Below are 20168 nucleotides of genomic sequence, written 5' to 3' on the forward strand. Positions count from 1 at the left end.
GGTCTCTAAGAGATTCGGACTTTTCTTTTTGCTAGAGAACAGAGATCGCAAACTTCACTTTTGAAGATGCACTCAAAACAATTCTTAATTCTTAATTCCTAATTCTTAATTATTCCTCAAAATATCTCTTTATAATCCTCAACTGATGCGTTCTTTGCGCGGTTTCGCTGTTTACAATTCCCTGGCTGTCGATTTTATCGACGCGTACCTTGCCGGATGCGTGAATAATTTCGTGGGAGTTTAATAAGATGCCAACGTGCGTGATCCGTCTGTCTTCGTTGTCGAAGAAAGCGAGATCGCCACATTTTGCTTCTTGCAAAAATCCTATCACCTCGCCCTGGGTCGCTTGCTGATAGGTGTCGCGTAACAACGGAATACCGATGAACTTGTAAACTGTTTGCGCAAAGCCACTGCAGTCAATTCCAAAGATGCTTTTACCACCCCAGAGGTATGGCGTATTATAAAATTTGAAAGCAAGTTGTTTGATGATTTTGCCGGAAGGCTTTATTTCATAAGGGTCCCAGGTCTTTCCCTTGTAATGAACGGTATTGCGACGCCAAATCGCATTACCGTTTTTCATAGCAGTGAGGCTGCTGCCAAATGGTACCATCATCTGGTGGCTGTTGTATTCCAATTCATTCACCCATTCAGGTGTGAGATGTCTCTCTCCTTTTCTAAATTGCTCCTCATCTATGGACGTTACGTGACTATCCTGGCACCAGCCTTCATAATTGTCATACTGACAACGAATTTTTACCCAGTGATCTTTTTCGCGTTCCAAAATTTCACAAGGCTCTCCAAACAATTGCTGGGTCACCATTTCACTTCGATGTGACGGTTCTGCACGTAAGGGGCTAACAGGCACACAACATACTGCGTAAGGCATATTCGAATTCTTCTTTTATACTTTTTTATGGAATTTGCACGTTCTATGTATCTTAAAGATAGATGAAATGAGCATGACAACAATGTTGCCATGCAAAAGAAATTCATTTTCATGCGAATTACATCTGGCCAAAATAGAATAACAAATAAACAGATGAAAAAACATAATTTCAGCCGGTGAACGATAACAGATTTCAACATATAGCAGATGGTACGTTATTAGAGAATTTCTATAAAGACAGGAATAACAAATGGCTTGGTATTTTGCTGGAGCGCTATACATTGCTACTGTTTGGTGTTTGCATGAAATACTTGAAAGATGAGGACGAAGCGAAGGATGCAACGCAGCAGGTTTTTCTGAAGGCAATAACGGAGCTGCAGAAATATAAGGTTGAATACTTCAAATCATGGCTGTACATGGTGGCAAAGAACCACTGCCTTATGCAGCTACGCAACGCCGGTAAAATTCCGGTTTCAATCAGCGAAAACATGCCACTCGCCAGCGATGAGCCGGCTGTGGAGCAAATGATAGAAAAGGAAAAAACCTACAACCGCCTGCAGGAGGCGCTTACCCAATTAAGCAAAGAACAGCAGCAATGTGTAACTTTGTTCTATCTTGAAAAGAAATCGTACCATCAAATTGCTGATGAAACGGGTTTTTCCCTGATGCAGGTTAAGAGCTTTATCCAGAATGGTAAGCGCAACCTGAAACTCATGTTGGAAGGCAATAGCACAAGAAAATGATTAGTTGAACGTTTGTATTATGAAGTGAAATGAAACCTGATTTAATTAACATATTGAGCAATAGCAATAAAGACATTGATAACCAGCAACTGATGGATTATATCAGCGGCAAATTATCAGAGGCTGAAAAGCACGCGGTAGAGGAAGATACGGTTGACGATGCCTTTATAAATGATGCAATGGAGGGCCTGCAATCGTTTAAGGACAACAAAAAGATCAACTTTTTCGTTGACCAGATAAACACTGACCTACACAAGAGACTGGAAGAAAAAAAGACCAGAAAAAACAAGCGTCGCATCAAGGAACAACCATGGGTCTATATGGCGGTTATTATTGTGTTGGTGTTGATTGTGCTGGCGTATGTGGTATTGTGGGCAATTAAGAATTAGTAATTAAGAATGCATTAGGTTCAAGTCTCTAAGAGATTTGAACCTCTTTTTTTGATGAAAGAATATGAATCCATCAACCGTTTATTCAGTTGCCATCTAATTCCTAATTTCCAATTCCTATTTTCCTCAATAATCAACCTTTCCCTCCTTTCCTTTCCAGGCCTCAAACACAAGCTTTGCTTTTTCTCTTTCAAGCTGTACCATAGGAATGTGGCGATCCTGAACTTCTTTATTGATTTCGGTGTAAATAAATGAATCATCAAAACCGGCATCGGCGGCGTCTTCATGTGTACTGGCGTAGTAGACCTTTTTTGGCCTTGCCCAGTATATGGCGCCGAGGCACATTGGGCAAGGTTCACAAGATGTATATATTTCGCAGTCCTCCAGTTGAAATGAATCAAGATTTTTACAGGCATCTCTAATAGCCACTACTTCAGCGTGTGCTGTTGGGTCGTTCGTTGACGTAACCCTATTCCATCCCTGCCCAACTACTTTTCCATCTTTTACGATCACACAACCAAACGGACCGCCTTCATTTGTTGAAATACTCTTTTCTGACAGCCTGATTGCCATTTCCATAAAATCTTTCTCTTCCATGTTTTGCTTTTTTATAAAGATAATCGTTTAAAAGGGTGCAGTGTTTCCCGGAGTTTAACTCCAGCCTCCCCGGACAGGAGCCCTAACAGTCATCTGCACCCTGAAATGTATGTATTTTACCTGCAACAATAAGGGTTTGCACTTAGTCTTCAAATTTAAAATAAAGGTTCACACAATAAAATCAGGAACATAAAGTTATTACATGGCACAGATTCAAGTCCATTGAAAAACAAGTAATCAGTAACCTATTTAAATCCATAGTATAATGAGTATACTATCCAGTATCCTGCCTAAAACAGGCATTAGTTCTTACTATTCCAAAAAGAACTATTATGAACAAAAGATCACGAAGTCCGCAGACGTTCAGGAGATCCTTTCGCTTTATAATGATGTAGACAACATCATTCCGGTTCAAAACAATATCCAGGCGTTTGATATTCCTTTAGGAAGCTCAATTTCGCAGGTCCGCAGGGAAATGGGATCGCCGATCCTTGAATATAAATGCGAGATTCTCGACGAAAGGAAAATTCTCATTTACAAGAGCAAATTCTTAAAAACCAAAGTATTTACGCAGTTCCATTTCTACAACAACAAATTGTTTATTGTAGAGAATCACTTTTATACTTTGAACGATACGGAGCATAAAATCCTCCAAAAGATATTCGCAGAAAAGTACAACCTTACGTTGGACCACTCCCGCGATTCATATAAACTCGTTGATACTAAAGGTGATAAATTGATCGTTTCAAAAGACATTTACACCAGCATGGTTTATTTGTACAACAATAAAGAGATCATCAACGAGCTGGAAGAGAAACACTACAACAAGTCATTAAAAAACCTAAACCAGTACCAGATACACCTGTCCAGCTGGTTTAGAAGAATATAAGATTTTTTTTCGGTATTGTCCATAAACGGGGCCTTTTTTTTAATAGGTTGTAAGGCCCTGTACTTATTAGTAACTTAGTAGAGCTAATTCGCACCTGCGCAAAGGCAGTGATGCGTTATTCTTTAAAAGTTTAATAAGTGGGTTATGGGCATCACTAAACATATAGATAGTGCAAGCCAATCCCGCAAGTGGGAATGGCTTGTTTTTTTAAGAGTAGCGCTGGGATTGCTTCTTGTATTCAAAGGCATCTCTTTTATAAGCCACGCACGCGAACTTGAAACCATGATCGTTAATACCAACCTCAGAAGAATAGATCAGTTTGCGGCCTTTTTATCATTCTACATTACTGTTGCACACTTGCTCGGCGGTGTGTTATTAATTGTCGGTCTGTACACACGGGTTGCCGCTGCATTGCAAATTCCTATTCTGCTGGGCGCCGTTATATTCGTTAACCGTCCAGGCATTTTATCGGTAGAACCAGAGTTTGTTTTGTCATCTGTTATTCTCATTTTGCTTATTCTGTTTCTCATTCATGGCGGCGGTGCATTTTCAATGGATAGATATGTGAAACAGCACCAGTTGTGACTTCGTCACAATTTGAAAATTTGAAGATTTGAAAATTTGGAAATTCTTTCTATGCGTCATTAGTCATTAATCATTGGCTTCTCTAAGAACTGACAATTCTAACTAACGACAGATAGATCTGACGCATTTTCAAATTTTCAAATCTTCAAATTTTCAAATTTGCCTTGCTGTTTTCTAATTATTTAAAAAATATTAGTCCACAAATTTTGTGGACTAATATTTTTTAAATAATCTTGCACTATAAATAGCAAATGATGTTACACTCTTCGAAAGCACGATGTATATAAAGTAAGGATGGCTGCCAATCTATTCAGCTTGTAGTCCCACAAACAATTCAGTTTACTTTTTTTCACTGTCAATTCTCTAAAAACCTTTACTGGTCGTTATTACGTCCACCGGATGAGTATTGCATGAAGCGTTAATTTATATAAGTATCCAATGAAGTTTAACATAATCGCTTTAGCGGTTCCACTATTTATATTCTTTATTCTGCTTGAGTTTCTTATTGCAAGAAAAAAGAAACTGGACTATTTCAACCTGCACAATTCCATTGCAAATATCAGCATTGGCATTGCAGAGAGATTGATGGATGTTTTTGTGGCGGGCCTCTTCTACTATGTTTATGAATATTTACAACAGCATTTTGCATTGTTTAAAATACATGCAAATGTGGCAACATGGATATTATTATTGGTGTGTACAGATTTTGTGTGGTACTGGTATCATCGCTTTGCGCATGAATGGAACATTTTCTGGGCAGTGCATGTGGTACATCACCAGAGTGAAGATTTTAATTATACAGTATCGGCACGTATTACCGTGTTACAAGCCGTTGTACGTACGGGTTTCTGGTGTGCGTTGCCTATAATTGGATTTCCCGCAGGAATGATAACAAGTATATTAATTATACACGGTCTGTACCCTTTCTTTATACATACGAGAGTAATCGGCAAGCTTGGTTTTCTTGAATATATATTGGTTACTCCATCGCACCACAGGGTGCACCATGCGAGCAATGAAAAATATCTTGATAAAAATTATGGTGACGTGCTGATCATTTGGGACAAATTGTTTGGTACGTTCCAGGCTGAAGAAGAAGAGCCGCAATACGGGCTCACAAAGCCTTTGAAGAGTTTTAGTTTTTTGTGGCAACATTTCCACTTTTTCATTGAACTGTGGCTTTCTGTAAAAAAGGAAAAAGGGTTTTTCAATAAGATCAAACTGTTGTTCAAAAAACCTGATGTGATTGATCCGGAGAACAGGGAAATAGCAGAAGATATTTTTAATATTATACATTCCGAAGCACCGGTTGACAAGCCTTTGAACAAATATGTGGTGTGGCAGATGATCCTGATAACTGTACTGTTGTTTTTATTCATGGGCTTCGATAATTATGTAACTGAATTTTATCAGGTGATCATTACAGGCGTTATCATTATCACGCTGGTGAACTGCGGAGCAATCATGGAACAAAAGAAATGGATCTTTTATCTTGAGTTTGCACGACTACTATTGGTTGCTCTGGGTTGTAGCATGATCTACCCTAATCCGTGGTTATTGATAGCTGTTGTAACTATTGCAACATTGGTGATCTGCTGGTTTTACAGTATTGAAAACAGATATTTACAATGGGTGTATCCATCAAGGAATAGTACATGAGTTACGTGGCCGAGTGGCAAGGCAAAGGTTTGCAAGACCTTTCACGGCAGTTCGATCCTGCCCGTAACTGCGGTTTTTCTATGGCAAGCAATCGTTAAGAGCGAGGCGGTGTGTCTACACCGCCTTTTGTTTTTTGTAATAAGGTCGAGGCACAATTTTTTCTATATGTAATGTTTTTCGCGAAAACAACCTCACATTTTTTTGCTCATTTTTATCATTTTTCTTGACAAATACAGCACAAATACGGTAGACATTTTTAACTGGTCTTTTTAACTTTAAAGTAGGATTAAAATTACCTTATGCCTATTTACATACCTCTTCGAAAACACTTTGAGAAGATCATTCCTCTCACGGATGAGGAATTTGAGTACGTATCATCTTTTTTCAAGCCAAAGAAATTACGTAAACACCAGTTTCTCGTTCAGGAGGGCGAACATGTGCACCATGAGTATTATGTGCTTAAAGGCTGCCTAAAGGCTTATAAACTGGACATAAACGACCGGGAGCATGTGATACAATTTGCCACGGAAGACTGGTGGATCAGCGATTTTCATGCTTACTTCAACCGGGCACCTGCAACTTTATATGTAGATTGTATTGAAGACAGCCTTTTGCTGAGTTTATCTCTTTCCAATCGCGAAAAATTATGCCGGGAAATGCATAAAATGGAACACTTCTTCCGTATGAAATTAACCGCCTCTTTCGTTGCTTTGCAACAACGTATCCTTAACTCCCTGATCAGCTCCACCCAACAACGTTACGACCAACTCATCAGAACCTACCCCATTCTTTTTCAACGTGTTCCGAAGCAGGACATCGCTTCTTATCTTGGAGTAACGAGGGAAACGTTGAGCCGTATAACGCCTTCGGGCAAATAAAGTTGACGAAAATCACATATTCATTCTGACAAACATTCTCTTTTGCTATTGAAAAAGGGCGCAGCTTTGCATTGTCAAAAGAGATGACGTAGTAACCGGTTAAAGGTTGCTTAATAACTCTTTGTATTAGAATCCAATATACGGCTAGTATCCAGTATCCAAAGTTGAAAGACAATCCAATATTCTAGAGAGTTTTTTACAATTTCGCGTTGTAGAAACAAAAAACCTTTGCAAGAACCTACCCAACCCTCATACCAAAAAGCCGAGGGAACCATCTATGTTTGAGTGTAGAAGTTCAAACAACATCTTTTTTTAGATCCATAGGTTTTCTCTATGCGACTTGCAGGCACGACTATTTTTTAAGTAGTCGTGCTTTTGCGTTTTGGGAAGGCGAAATAACTGAATAACTGAATCCACTGAGTAACTGAGTGGTTGAAAGTTTGTCAGTAAGATTGTTGATGGTCGGGTTTCTGTTCGAAGAAGCTCAACCGTCAACTTGACTCAACTTCGTCGACTTTCAACTTCAGTTATTCAGTTATTCAGTCATTCGGTTAATTCGCCTACCAATGTTCAAGTGTGCGACGCAAGGATGATCAATAGAATTACTATAGCTGATACCATAAAAAAACCTGACAAGTTTTCAACTTGCCAGGTCATGTGCAGCATTTCGCACTATTAATTCTTAATTTCTAATTGAATTACTGATACTGAATGTACACCGGTTGTGGCTTCAACTTCAGCACATCTGCGGGTTGCATTTCCTGTGCTCTGTTCACTTTCTTCGTATCGTTTTTATAGAAGATCTTGAAACCGGTGAACTGAACAGGTTCAGTATAGATAAAGTGTTTGTAAGTGCCGATCTTACGCTCAGGCTCACCCCATCCGTCCATGTGCATCACCACCTGAACTTCCGGACTTACTTTAATTTGTTTATAGTTGGTCACCATTGCCTGTGTGAATCTGTGTACCACCAATATCTTTGGAGGCAGGTTATTTTTCTTCACAAGGTTTTGCAGGTAATCCGCTGCATAGTTGATATCTGTGGCGTCGAACGTACCGATCACAGAACCTGGTTTCTTGCCTGTTTTCATTGAGAATTCAGGATCGATACCAAGGTGTACGTTTGGCATTGCCAGGTATTTTTCCAGCAAAGGGATCTCAGTTTTCAAATCGCTGAATGCCACCTGAACGTCGAGGAACACAATAGCATTTGCTTTTGCTGCCATTGCCAAAACCTTATCGATTTGTGCAGCAGGCATACGCAAACGGTATTTGCCGTCTTTTCCAGCGCTTCCTTGCGCCGTTACAGCTATATAATGCAAAGCAGGTTGAACGGGCATTGCAGGATCAGCCGCTTCCCATTTTGCTTTTTCTTTATTCAGTTTATCCAGCATTTCCTGCTCAGGATATTCGCCCAGCACACCCATATTCTTCGAATATAAGTTTCCGTAATAAGCGATCACTCTTTTATAAGGTAAAATTGCTCCGGCATTTGCGAAAGGAGCATTTAGCTGCCATCTCTTGGAGGAGTCTCCATTCAGCAGGTGCTTCCACTTAGCTTCGTATGCGGCTGTATCAACAATAGCAATGGAGTCCTTCTTTACGACAGGAGCCACAGCGCTATCTATTTTTTTACTTACCTCTTTTCCGGGTTCAACTTTAGCCGCTTTGCTCTCGGAATATAGTTGACCACAAGATGTCGCCAGTACTGGTACGGCGGCAACTAACGCGAATCCAAAAACTTTGTTTTTTAAGGATACGCCAATATTTTGTAAAGTCTCAAGGGTATATTTGCGCTGCATAGGACACTAGATCTTTTAATTTTTTTTAAAGAACTGCAAAACTAGAATAATATTGTGCTTTGCATGGTTAAAAAGTCGCTTTTTGAGTAATATTTATATATATTTTATCCACATAACTTTTGTGCCGGCATGCTTTGTAGAAAAATTTTCAAATTATTAACTTCAGATTGTAATGAGTTTATTGAAGAAAAACTTCAAAAATACGGTAACGGCATCCTATAAAGATTTCTGGACTTGGTTCTGTACGAATGAGCAAATGTTTTTTAAAATCGTTGAGACAGGCGATAATATTCAAACTGATTTTTTCGATCAGCTATCTCCTCAATTAGATAAGATCAAGGAAACGATTTATTATGTAGCGGGCATGCATACTTCGGGTATAGCCGAACTGGCATTTGCCGCAGATGGAGAAATTGAAACCATTGTTTTTATAGAAGAATTGGTAGCCGCTGCGCCCGCCCTGCCCAACTGGAAGTTTGCAGCGCTTAAACCGGCTGTGCACATAGATGACATAAATCTGGAAATAAGCGGCTATAAGTTTTCAAAGGAAAAACTACATTTTTTTCCTAATCACGATCCCGATTTTCCTGATGAAATTGACGTCACCATTGTATTTGACGATTTTAACGAGGAGGATAAAACGGCCATTTCCACCGGAGTATATATTTTCATGGACAATTTTTTGGGTGAATTAAACGCCACTACTACCATCGATTTTTTAACAATTGCAGGAAAAGAACCGTCACAAGCTGACTTGATACCAATCGAAAAACTAAAAGATTATCTTATTTGGAGGGAAAAGGAATTCATTGAAAGATATGAAGAAACATGGCGGGATACGGAAAAGGATGAATATTCCGGCTTGACCGCCAAACTTCCCAATGGCAATGAAATGGTGGCTGTGATAAACACATCGTTAATAAACTGGGAAAGCAAGCCATCGCACCCATGGATACTGACGGTAACAATCGAGTACGATGGCAGACGACACAATGGGATGCCCGATAAAAAAACCACAGCGGTGATTGAAGAACTGGAGGCCGAAATTATTAAAGAACTGCCGGATGCTGAGGGCTTTTTAAACTTTGGAAACCAAACGGGAGGCAACAAACGAGACATTTACTTTGTCTGTAAAGATTTTAGGAAGCCCTCTAAAATTCTGCATTACGTGAGCTTAAAGATTGCCGGTAAAGTGGATTTATCTTTCGACATTTACAAAGACAAGTACTGGCGGACCTTTAGCCATTTTGTGGACGCTCTTATGCCATAACCTCAAACAAAGTCAATATCACTTTATAAACAACGACTGTTATGCCCTGGCAAGAAATCTTAGAAAAAGTAATATTCGCGATTATCTTTGGCGGCATTATTGGCGCAGAAAGAGAATACCGCAGCAAATCTGCCGGCCTGCGCACGATGGTACTGATTTGCGTTGGCGCTACGGTTTTCACGATGATGTCGATGGTAATCGGCGCTCCCAACTCTCCTGACAGGATCGCCTCGAACATTGTTACAGGCATCGGTTTTGTGGGCGCAGGCGTGATTTATAAAATGGAAAATCGCCTGAGTGGCATTACCACGGCTGCTTCTATCTGGGTAACGGCAAGTCTCGGCATGGCCATTGGCGCAGGACATTACTGGGTCGCAAGTATAGGATGCGGTGTTACCATCCTTGTATTACTGGCCTTTAAATTTATTGATAAATGGATCGATCATAACAATATCATTCGTGATTATAAAATCGTTTACAACTACGATCCCGAAACCTTCAATCGCTTTGATGGCTTGTTCAAGGAATATAAACTCGAAGCGCACAATAAAAAAAGAGGCAAGAACGGCAACCAGATAACAGGCTTCTGGAAAGTAGCCGGCTCGAAAGAAAATCACCATAAGTTTATTCAATGCATTTTACAGGATAACACGGTGATGGAGTTTGAATACTGAGTAATTAATAATTAATAAAGAATAATTAACAGATGCTGCACTCTAATGAAAACCTGGACTCCATCATCTTTTAATGAATCCAACAAGCTACCTTCACTCTTAAATGGTGCCTTATTAATTCTTAATTATTAATTATTAATTTCCCTCATGCCTGATCTCCGCGTCGCAATCACCAACCGCCAAATACTGGCAATTGCACTGCCGATCAGCTTTTCCATACTTATCCCTCAGATAAATTTTGTTACCAACAATATTTTCTTAGGAGGATTAGGTGAAGAGTCGCTCGCTACTGCCGGTGTTACAGGCGTGTATTACCTCATCTTTGCGGTGTTAGGCGCGGGCCTGAACAATGGCTTGCAGGCGCTTATTGCACGTCGTGCAGGCGAGAATCGCGTGGAGGAAATAGGAAAATTGTTTACACAAGGGGTTATTGTTTCGTTGTTCATTGCAGCCTTCGGAATATTGTTTACTTACTTTGTAGCACCATCAATTTTAAGAGCCACTATTCACGATTCAATGCTACATGAAAAAGCGATTTCGTTTTTGCGTATACGCATATGGGGACTTCCATTTTTGTACATCTATCAAATGCGAAACGCTTTGCTGGTGGGCACCAATCAAAGCAAATATCTTATTGCCGGCACATTGGCTGAGAGCCTTTTCAATATCTTTTTTGATTATGGATTGATCTACGGTAAAATGGGACTGCCGGAAATCGGCTTCAATGGTGCGGCCATCGCTTCTATTATTGCAGAGTTCATGGGCATGTTTGTAGTGTTTGCAGTAATTCATTACAAAGGCATCAGCCACCAATTGCATTTGTACAAAGGAATGAAGTTTGACAAAGCAAATACCAAACTGTTACTCGTACAATCTTCGCCATTAATTTTTCAATACGCCATCAGCATTATAAGCTGGGAATTTTTCTACATATTGATCGAGCATCATGGTGCAAGGGACCTTGCAATTTCAAACACGATGCGAAACATCTTTGGTATGTTTGGTGTGTTTACATGGGCATTTGCAGCCACTACAAACACAATGGTGAGTAATGTCATCGGGCAGGGCATGCAGGATCGTGTGCTGGTACTTATTCGAAAGATTGTAAAACTGAGTGCGGGTATTTCAACCATCATTTGCATTCTGCTGAATATTTTTCCTGAAGCCTTTTTGTCTGTATTTGGCCAGGGCGAAGAATTTGTGCGTGCGGCGATTCCTGTTGTGCGCATCGTTTCGCTTGCACTGGTATTGATGTCGTTTGGAACAGTTTGGCTCAACTCCGTTACAGGCACGGGAAACACGAAGATCAACCTGATGATCGAAGTGCTTGCAATTACACTCTATTCGCTGTATGCATGGATTATTCTGGAGAAGCTAAACTTGCCCATCACTTACGGCTGGATGTCTGAATGGATCTACTGGTCGATAATGTTTACCTGTTCATTTTTATACATGCGCAGCGGAAAATGGAAAAACAAAAAAATATAATCATCTTGTTTCTATTCCATTTCTTTTAGCCACATTTTTTTTATACTTTATCCCACGAAACAGAATATTACGCTCGAACGTGATATTGTAAATCTTTGCCCAAGCAAAATCCACCGGACAAAGTGAAAAACCCCTTTTTGTAAACAAACCCAAATATTTGCATCATTATGAAAAAAGTTCTTAAAGTGCTGGGCATCCTTGTGCTCATTATTATTCTTGGAGTTGTAGGCATTGCCTCGTACGTAAAACTAGGATTGCCCAATGTTGGTCCTGCTTCCGACATTAAAGTGAACTCCACTCCGGAGCTTGTACAACGCGGAGAATATCTTGCCAATCATGTTTTTGTTTGTATCGATTGCCACAGTACCCGCGACTGGAGCAAACTCTCCGCTCCTATCATTGCCGGCACGCAAGGCAAGGGCGGTGAGCAATTTGACCAGACAATGGGATTTCCGGGAAAATATTTTGCAAGAAATATCACTCCTGCCGGCATTGGCAGTTGGACCGACGGCGAGATTTTCAGAACCATTACAACCGGCGTTGATAGAAATGGCCAAGCTATTTTTCCTGTAATGCCTTATCACGCTTACGGCAAAATGGATGCAGAGGATATCAAGGCGGTGATCGCTTATCTGCGCACACTTCCTGCAATTGACAACAAGCCTCCAACCAGTGCTTCCGATTTTCCAATGAACTTCCTGATCAACACAATGCCTTCTAAAGCTGAGTTAACAACAAAGCCTTCTCCTTCTGACAGTGTTGCTTATGGCAAGTACTTGTTTACAGGAGCGGCGTGCCACGAGTGCCACACGCCATTTGATAAAGGCAAGTACACTGAAGAACTTGCTTTTGCAGGTGGAAGATCATTCCCGATGCCATCTGGAACAATTACTTCTGCAAACATTACTCCTGACAAAGAAACGGGTATTGGCAACTGGACAAGAGAACAGTTCATTAAAAAGTTCAAATTTTACGCAGACAGCGCGAATCAAAACATTGTGCTTAAGCCTACAGATATGCAAACGATCATGCCATGGACAATGTATGGAGGCATGACAGAAAGTGACCTTTCAAGCATCTATTCATACCTGCAAACATTGGCGCCGATCAAGCACAGTGTTATCAAGTTCAAGCCTAAGGGGTAAATACATTGGCACACAGATGACACTGATTAGACGGATTTTCACGGATTAATTTCGAAGAAAATTTTCCAGTGTAAGTCTTGATAATTTTAATAAGGCTTCTACGATCACGATGATATTTCGGGATTGTAGAAGCCTTATCACATAAAGCACTGCAGATACCACTTAACACATTTTAATTCCGGTCAACAATTCCAAATATTAATTTAGATGAACCGAATCTGTGAAAATCAGTCTAATCCGTGTCATTTGTGTGCAAAAAAATAACCCTCTCATGAAGTACTACATTATGATTGTTGTTTTGCTATGCAGCAACAAGATACACGCCCAAAATAGCGGCCAATCAATTGTAAATGCAGAAAGAGCATTCGCTGCAATGTCAACAAGAGTGGGTATAAACAAATCCTTCACAGCAAACTTTGATACAAGCTGCGTTGTGTTTGTGAAAGGCAAAGCAGTTAACGGCTATCAACTCTACGGCAACAATGTTGGCAGAGGTGGCGTGCTGAACTGGGAGCCAGAGTATGTGGGCATCTCATCTACGAAACACATTGGTTTTTCCACTGGTCCTTATACTTACAAACAAAGTGCTAACGACACCGTTTCAGGTCGCGGGCAGTTCACTACCATCTGGAAATTTAATGAGAACAGTGAGTGGAAAGCCGTTCTCGACATGGGTGCGTCTTACGGTTCAAATAACGAAAGAGTAACTGCGGTGAAAATATTCACCTCTGATTTCAATTCAACAAAAGTTGCCAAATCTCAAAACGCATTGTCAATAGAAAATGATTTTATAAACGAATACCAAAAGGTCGGCAAACTTGCTTTCAACAACCATATTACAAATGATTCATGGTTCAACAGAAAAAACCATCACCCTTATTATGGACTGGAAAATTTGAGAGCCGCTGTCGCTTCAATTCCGGATACTTTACACTTCGCTCCCATCGCCGGAGAACTCTCGCAAAGCGGCGATTTCGCTTATGTGTACGGGAATGTAATGACGCACGAAAATGTTGAAAATTATTTACGCGTTTGGATTCGCAAAGGCAAAGAATGGAAATTAATTTTACAGGTATTAAACTGGTAAATTATGAGTAAAAGACAGGTGATGATTTTTATTGCATGCAGTGTCGACGGTTATATTGCTACGAAAGACAATGATATCAGCTGGCTAGACATGGTTGACAGAGAAGACGAAGATTATGGCTACTTCGATTTTATTAAAAACGTAGACACAGTACTTCTTGGAAGAAAAACTTATGACAAAGTATTAACGCTGTCCGACACATTCTGGCACAAGGACAGAAAAACGATTGTTCTGTCTGCATCAAGAACAGGAAGCGATGAAAATGTTACTTTCTTCAACGGACCTGTTACGGAACTCATCGCTGATCTTCAAAAGCAGGAAGGGAAAAACATATTTTGCGACGGCGGATCGGAGATTATTTTTGAATTGATGAAACATGATCTGGTTGATCGCTTCATCATTTCTGTTATTCCAATTTTTCTTGGTGATGGCATTTCTTTATTTAAACCAGGCAGGCATATTCAAAGACTGGAACTGAAGCGTAGCATGACTTTTCCTTCTGGATTGGTGCAGTTGTGGTATGAGAAGATGAAGAGCGAGAATGCGCTGTGAGAGAGCACACAGATGACGCTGATTTAACTGATTTGCACTGACTTTTTACTATATTAAACTGTAGCTTTTGGAACCTTTAGCATACGACGAATACGCACACAATTGCATTCATGAAATCCATGATTTACAAAGTAATTTCCGGAAAGACTTTCATATCGACGATTGGGAAAACTGGTTCTATGACCAGGCGTCAGGACTTTTTACGTTTTCAACCGGAGATGAAGAAATAAATTTCAGATACTGCGATGTAGGATCTTTTTCAACAAAAAGCAATACATGGAAATGGTCGTGGGACAACGATCATATTTTAGCAAAAGTGAAAGAGCAAACACTGGCCGTTAAAGAATTTGGAGAGACAATGACCTATGAGAAACTGACGACGGGTTGTTTCAACAGCACGAAGGAAGAAGGTTGGGAGTTTACATCAATCACGGCAAAAATACTAGAAGGCATAGGTGTTTACAGACCTGTTTCCGAGCATTTAATGTTGTTTATGGTTATCCTTGAGTTTGTCGATAACGATACAGCACAAATCATTAAAGATAAATACATCGAATGCGGCAGTCATGAAAAACGCAGAAGAGCCTTTGTTTGCAGGCATCTTGACAAAACAACAAAAGCCGGTTTTGAAGAAGCTTTTGAAACCTATGAAGGAATGGAACTTTCCGACGAAGACGAAGATGAAGACTTTCAGGCATGGTGCGATGAATGTGAAATTGTAAGGCAAAACGCTGGTGGGTGGAACGATGAGTCGATGAAATTTGCAGATATTAAGATGGTTTGCGAAGCATGCTATTTTGAAATGAAAACGATAAATTTGGAACATAAATAAAATATCTCCCCAATCCCTAACCCTTATTATAAACTATGAAGCATCTAGCTGTAGCTGTTCTATTGTTATTAAGTTTTAGTAGCGCGAACGCACAAATTTCTGTATCAGGCAACACCATAACCGGTATGGGTAAGTTTCACTTAGGAGACTCTATTTCCAGATTTACACTCGACTTAAAGCTGCCACCTAACCCTCTATACGAGGGTCAGACAGTTTATCAATATCAACCTTCATTGAGAGATTCTGCAAACTCAATAAAAATTGCTGATTGCTATTTTAGTTCCGTATTGCTGAGTTTTGATAGTTCAAATAAATTAACGGGGGTTTGTGCTACGAAGTTCTATCGTAAGTCTGCCAATCTCACAAAAGAAGCTAAGAAGGACTATAAAGCTCTTAGCAGTTATATAACAAACACACTACATAAAGAAGGAGAGGATAAAATTTACCATCACGGAATGCCACACACAAGAAAAACCTGGCAAAAAGGCAATAGCAGCCTTAGAATTGAGACGGTGCGGCATGAGATCAATACCACCTATGTTGAAATTGAACTCACAGCCAAAGACTTATTTACTGAATAACTAATTGAGAATGCTTTAATCGTAACTCGAACTACACGTTCAGTTTATTCCTGTGTTATCATTTTGTTGTGTTTTATCTTTGAAGTTGTCACAGCTATATCTTTGCCAAAATTTTTTCAAACAATATGCGTCGTTTAATCTTCTCATTAGTACTATTGATCTTTGCTTCTGCCTCTTTTGCACAAAATGCAAATTCAGTTCCAAGACCCAAACTTGTAGTAGGAATCGTGGTGGACCAAATGCGTTGGGATTATTTGTACCGTTATTATGACCGCTACGAAGCGGGTGGTTTTAAACGACTGCTGAATGACGGCTTTTCCTGCGAAAATACTTTCATCAATTATTTGCCTTCTTATACAGCCGTTGGTCACACAACAATATTCACCGGCGCAGTGCCTGCCATCAGCGGCATTACCGGAAATGACTGGATCGAGCAACTTAGCGGCAAAAGCGTTTACTGCACAGATGACAGCACTGTTACCAGCGTAGGCAATGAATCTGAAGATGGTAAAATGTCTCCAAGAAATTTGCTTGTTTCTACCATTACGGACGAGCTGCGACTGGCAACAAACTTCAGATCAAAAGTGGTGGGTGTGTCCCTGAAAGACAGAGCTTCTATTTTACCTGCTGGTCATTTGGCTACTGCTGCTTACTGGCTGGATGATGCAAGTGGACACTTCATCACAAGCTCTTACTACATGAAAGAATTGCCTTCATGGGTAAACAAATACAACGATAAGAACCGCATCCAATCATTGATCAAAAAAGGTTGGAGCACGATGTATCCAATCAAAACATATGTTCAAAGTGATAGCGATGATCAATCTTATGAAGGAAAATTTCCCGGTGAAAAAACATCGACGTTCCCTCATGCAATAGATGATTTTTATAAGCAAAAGAAAGGAATCTTCCGCTCAACTCCATTTGGCAATACACTTACCTTGGAGTTTGCACAACAAGCGGTTGAGAACTACAAACTCGGACAAGGAGACGTTACCGACTTTCTTACTATTAACTGTGCCTCTACTGATTACGTAGGGCATATGTTTGGACCGAATTCAATTGAAGTAGAAGATACTTATCTGCGTCTTGACAAAGATCTCTCTGATTTCTTTACGATGCTTGATCAGAAGCTTGGTAAAGGTCAATACCTTGTATTCCTCTCTGCAGATCATGGTGCAGCACACAATATTGATTTCATGGCAAAGCATAATCTTCCTGCAGATACATGGAATTCAAATCCTTTGAAAGACTCCTTGAATAAGATGTTGGCAACAAAATTTGGTACGGGCAATTTGATCAGGGCGATTAAAAACTACCAGGTGAATTTTGACCTTGATAAAATTGATGCACAGCAACTGGATTTCGAAAAGATCAAAAAAGAAACCATTGCTTATTTGCTTCGTCAGCCCAACATTACACAAGCGATCGATATTGCTGCTGTGGGAAGTTCTGCGACAGTGGAGCCTTTAAAATCAATGGTAGCAAATGGCTATTATTTCAAAAGATGCGGTGCTATACAAATCATCTTAAACCCCGGCTACTATGAAGGCTCCGGCCGCACAGGTACTACACACGGCACGTGGAACCCGTATGATACGCATATCCCACTGGTTTGGTACGGATGGCACATCAAGTCAGGCAAAAGCAATAAACACGCAAACATGACTGATATTGCTCCGACCATTGCGGCGCTGTTGCAAATTCAAATGCCGAATGGTTGTGTGGGCAGTGTGATTGAAGAAATCTCGAAGTAATTAATAATTAATAAAGAATAATTAATAGGGTGGCATTCGTTATCGAGTGCCACTTTTTTTTATTACAAACTCTCCCCTTTAATTGCTAGGTACATTCAAATCATGCTGACCGCCCTATTAATTCTTAATTATTAATTATTAATTCATTTGTCATACTAATGTAACATTCCTTCACCCCTGACTTTTCTCATAATTTCTCCCGCTGCTTCTCGCAACATTTGTGATATAATTCATGTGATGAATACAGGCTTGATTCATAAGTACAATGTTCCCGGACCAAGATATACCAGCTACCCAACTGTTCCTTATTGGGATGAACGCAGTTTCAATGTAAACGACTGGAAATTTTCAGCAGTCAAATCGTTCGCTGAAAGCAATGAAAAGGAAGGCATTAGTTTGTACATCCATCTCCCCTTTTGCGAGAGCCTTTGCACATTTTGCGGCTGCAATAAAAGAATCACGAAAAATCACGATGTTGAAGATCCTTACATCAAGGCAGTGTTGAAAGAATGGCAGATGTATACTGATCTTTTTCAGGAAAAACCACTGATCAAAGAGATCCACTTTGGCGGCGGTACCCCCACTTTTTTCTCACCACATAATTTGCGACAACTACTGGAAGGTATTTTTGCTCATGCTGACAAATGCGAAGATTGGGAGTTTAGCTTTGAAGGGCACCCCAACAATACCACAAGAGAGCATTTGCAAACATTATATGATTTCGGTTTCAAAAGAGTAAGCTTTGGTGTGCAGGATTATGATCCTGTTATACAAAACGCAATTCACCGCATTCAACCGTTTGAAAACGTTGAGCGTGCAACATCTTTGGCAAAAGAAATTGGTTACAGTTCCGTGAGTCATGACTTGGTATTTGGTTTGCCCAAACAAACTCTGGAAACCATCGCCGACACAATACAAAAAACAATTTTGCTAAAGCCCGACAGGCTGGCTTTCTACAGCTATGCGCATGTACCCTGGTTAAAAGGAAACGGCCAAAGAGGATTTGATGAAAATGATCTTCCGAAAGATGAAGAGAAACGTGCCTTATATAATCTAGGGAAAAAACTTTTCCTTGAAAATGGTTATATAGAAATTGGCATGGATCACTTTGCTTTGAAATCTGACAGTTTGTATTCGTCTTCTGTTGATAAAAAATTACACAGAAATTTCATGGGCTACACATCTTCAAAAACCCAATTGATGATTGGCCTTGGTGTTTCGGCGATCAGCGATTCATGGTATGCATTTGCACAAAATGTAAAAACGCTGGAAGAATATTATGATGCGCTTGCAAAAGACGAATTACCGGTATTTAGAGGGCATTTATTGGACGACGAAGATCTTGTGATACGCAAACACGTATTGAACATCATGTGCCAATTACGAACTTCCTGGAGCCAAGCAAATGAAAAGTTCAACGAGCTTGATGACATCATTTCAAAACTCGACGAATTTGTAAAAGACGGTATCGTCACGGTAAATGAAAATGGCTTACAAATAAATGAAAATGGCGTTCCTTTTATCCGCAACGTCTGCATGGCTTTTGACCTTAGAATGAACAGGAAATTGCCGGATACGAGATTATTCTCGATGACAATATAATTCAATTAAGAATTAAGAATTAGGAATTAAGAATACTTTGTGTGGTAGTTCATAATACTTGACAAACATGGCGTCTGAGTAACTAGTTATTGCAATTAGTTCTGTTGTTGTATCAGGAAGAATTCTTAATTCTTAATTCCTAATTTCTGTTACGCCCTCTAAACCCAAAAGCCGCTCCACATATCCCTCCAATTATATGCGTAAGATGCGAAATATTGTCCTTTGCATGCAACGCACTATACAACTCCTGTCCGAGATAAATTACGAGCACTAATAAACATGTAAGCGGTAAAGTGTTACTCTTAAAATTAGTGATGGAAGCCAGCAAAATGCACATGAAAACAATGCCGCTTGCTCCCAGCAAAGCTGTTTGTGGAAAGAGGAAGATATTTACCAACCCCGTAATCACAGCTGTGAAAAGCATCATGATGAGAAGTCGTTTGGAACCATATTTTTCCTCCAGAATGGGCCCGACGATCAGCAGCAACAGGAAGTTATTTATGAAGTGTGTAAAATTCGCATGCCCCAGTACGTGAGTAAACAAACGCAAGTATAAAAGCGGATCGAGCAATGAAGTGCGGTATATGCTAAAAAAAACACCAGTAGTATATCCCTGCGTTACATATCCAAGCACTAATGTTGCTGCGGATAGAAAAAAGTAAGATAATACTACCGGCGAGTTATAATCGATCTTTCTGAATAGTGACATCAAGCTGTTTTAATGACTGAATAACTGAGTAACTGAATAATTG

20 protein-coding genes and 1 tRNA gene are annotated in these 20168 nt (G+C 39.9%); 17 read left to right on the forward strand and 4 right to left on the reverse strand.

The genetic code is table 11. The features are described 5' to 3' along the window. Positions 1–109 precede the first annotated feature (109 nt). A complete protein-coding gene (locus QJ048_RS07525; protein ID WP_282333733.1) occupies positions 110–886 on the reverse strand; it encodes a C40 family peptidase in 777 nt (258 codons plus the stop codon). 176 nt (positions 887–1062) lie between these two features. On the opposite strand from QJ048_RS07525, the gene QJ048_RS07530 reads away from it, so the two are divergent. Both QJ048_RS07530 and QJ048_RS07535 read left to right on the forward strand, forming a co-directional pair. Beyond that, entirely contained in the window at positions 1063–1629 is a 567-nt protein-coding gene (locus tag QJ048_RS07530) for an RNA polymerase sigma factor (protein ID WP_282333734.1), read from the forward strand. A 29-nt stretch (positions 1630–1658) separates the two neighbouring features. After that, on the forward strand, positions 1659–2018 hold the full coding sequence (locus QJ048_RS07535) for a hypothetical protein (RefSeq protein WP_282333735.1): 360 nt from the start codon (positions 1659–1661) through the stop codon (positions 2016–2018). A gap of 126 nt (positions 2019–2144) precedes the next feature. On the opposite strand, the gene QJ048_RS07540 is transcribed toward QJ048_RS07535, so the two are convergent. Continuing rightward, positions 2145–2615 carry a nucleoside deaminase gene (locus QJ048_RS07540; protein WP_282333736.1) on the reverse strand — a complete coding sequence of 157 codons (471 nt, stop codon included), beginning with the start codon at positions 2613–2615 and terminating at the stop codon, positions 2145–2147. Positions 2616–2880: 265 nt separating this feature from the next. Here QJ048_RS07540 and QJ048_RS07545 point away from each other — a divergent pair, with 265 nt between their 5' ends. The 5 genes from QJ048_RS07545 (at position 2881) to QJ048_RS07565 (ending at position 6626) form a co-directional block, all read left to right on the forward strand. After that, the gene (locus tag QJ048_RS07545) at positions 2881–3504 is read left to right on the forward strand and encodes a hypothetical protein (RefSeq protein ID WP_282333737.1); all 624 of its coding nucleotides are present in this window, start codon (positions 2881–2883) and stop codon (positions 3502–3504) included. A 144-nt stretch (positions 3505–3648) separates the two neighbouring features. Beyond that, positions 3649–4089, forward strand: coding sequence for a DoxX family protein (locus QJ048_RS07550; RefSeq protein WP_282333738.1), 441 nt, complete (start codon positions 3649–3651; stop codon positions 4087–4089). A gap of 438 nt (positions 4090–4527) precedes the next feature. Further along, positions 4528–5748, forward strand: coding sequence for a sterol desaturase family protein (locus QJ048_RS07555; protein ID WP_282333739.1), 1221 nt, complete (start codon positions 4528–4530; stop codon positions 5746–5748). Next, positions 5748–5818 (forward strand) — tRNA-Cys (locus QJ048_RS07560). The genes QJ048_RS07555 and QJ048_RS07560 overlap by 1 nt, the downstream gene beginning before the upstream one ends. A 229-nt stretch (positions 5819–6047) precedes the next feature. After that, positions 6048–6626: a Crp/Fnr family transcriptional regulator gene (locus QJ048_RS07565; protein ID WP_282333740.1), complete on the forward strand. Its 579-nt coding sequence runs from the start codon at positions 6048–6050 to the stop codon at positions 6624–6626. Between the two features lie 698 nt (positions 6627–7324). Here QJ048_RS07565 and QJ048_RS07570 read toward each other — a convergent pair. Then, positions 7325–8428 (reverse strand): hypothetical protein, encoded by a 1104-nt coding sequence (locus tag QJ048_RS07570; RefSeq protein WP_282333741.1) that lies wholly within the window; start codon positions 8426–8428, stop codon positions 7325–7327. Positions 8429–8600: 172 nt separating this feature from the next. Between QJ048_RS07570 and QJ048_RS07575 the strand changes: the two genes are divergently transcribed. From QJ048_RS07575 to hemN, 10 genes are all read left to right on the forward strand, one after another. Next, complete coding sequence (locus QJ048_RS07575) at positions 8601–9698, forward strand: DUF695 domain-containing protein (protein ID WP_282333742.1); 1098 nt, start codon at positions 8601–8603, stop codon at positions 9696–9698. A gap of 41 nt (positions 9699–9739) precedes the next feature. Continuing rightward, positions 9740–10372: an MgtC/SapB family protein gene (locus QJ048_RS07580; RefSeq protein WP_282333743.1), complete on the forward strand. Its 633-nt coding sequence runs from the start codon at positions 9740–9742 to the stop codon at positions 10370–10372. A gap of 147 nt (positions 10373–10519) precedes the next feature. Then, entirely contained in the window at positions 10520–11860 is a 1341-nt protein-coding gene (locus tag QJ048_RS07585; protein ID WP_282333744.1) for an MATE family efflux transporter, read from the forward strand. 167 nt (positions 11861–12027) lie between these two features. Further along, positions 12028–13005, forward strand: a complete 978-nt coding sequence (locus QJ048_RS07590; protein WP_282333745.1) for a c-type cytochrome — start codon at positions 12028–12030, stop codon at positions 13003–13005. 271 nt (positions 13006–13276) lie between these two features. Further along, positions 13277–14092, forward strand: a complete 816-nt coding sequence (locus QJ048_RS07595; protein WP_282333746.1) for a hypothetical protein — start codon at positions 13277–13279, stop codon at positions 14090–14092. Positions 14093–14095: 3 nt separating this feature from the next. Beyond that, positions 14096–14644 carry a dihydrofolate reductase family protein gene (locus QJ048_RS07600; RefSeq protein WP_282333747.1) on the forward strand — a complete coding sequence of 183 codons (549 nt, stop codon included), beginning with the start codon at positions 14096–14098 and terminating at the stop codon, positions 14642–14644. A 67-nt stretch (positions 14645–14711) separates the two neighbouring features. Beyond that, complete coding sequence (locus QJ048_RS07605) at positions 14712–15476, forward strand: DUF6882 domain-containing protein (protein WP_282333748.1); 765 nt, start codon at positions 14712–14714, stop codon at positions 15474–15476. 35 nt (positions 15477–15511) lie between these two features. Further along, positions 15512–16057, forward strand: a complete 546-nt coding sequence (locus QJ048_RS07610) for a hypothetical protein (RefSeq protein WP_282333749.1) — start codon at positions 15512–15514, stop codon at positions 16055–16057. A gap of 125 nt (positions 16058–16182) precedes the next feature. Beyond that, on the forward strand, positions 16183–17814 hold the full coding sequence (pafA, locus tag QJ048_RS07615; RefSeq protein WP_282333750.1) for an alkaline phosphatase PafA: 1632 nt from the start codon (positions 16183–16185) through the stop codon (positions 17812–17814). A gap of 237 nt (positions 17815–18051) precedes the next feature. After that, positions 18052–19416 (forward strand): oxygen-independent coproporphyrinogen III oxidase, encoded by a 1365-nt coding sequence (gene hemN, locus QJ048_RS07620; protein ID WP_282333751.1) that lies wholly within the window; start codon positions 18052–18054, stop codon positions 19414–19416. Positions 19417–19555: 139 nt separating this feature from the next. Here hemN and QJ048_RS07625 read toward each other — a convergent pair whose 3' ends face one another. After that, entirely contained in the window at positions 19556–20125 is a 570-nt protein-coding gene (locus QJ048_RS07625) for a rhomboid family intramembrane serine protease (protein ID WP_282333752.1), read from the reverse strand. Positions 20126–20168 lie beyond the last annotated feature (43 nt).

The sequence above is a fragment of the Pinibacter soli genome, assembly GCF_029961145.1.
GTDB classification, from domain to species: Bacteria; Bacteroidota; Bacteroidia; order Chitinophagales; family Chitinophagaceae; genus Pinibacter; species Pinibacter soli.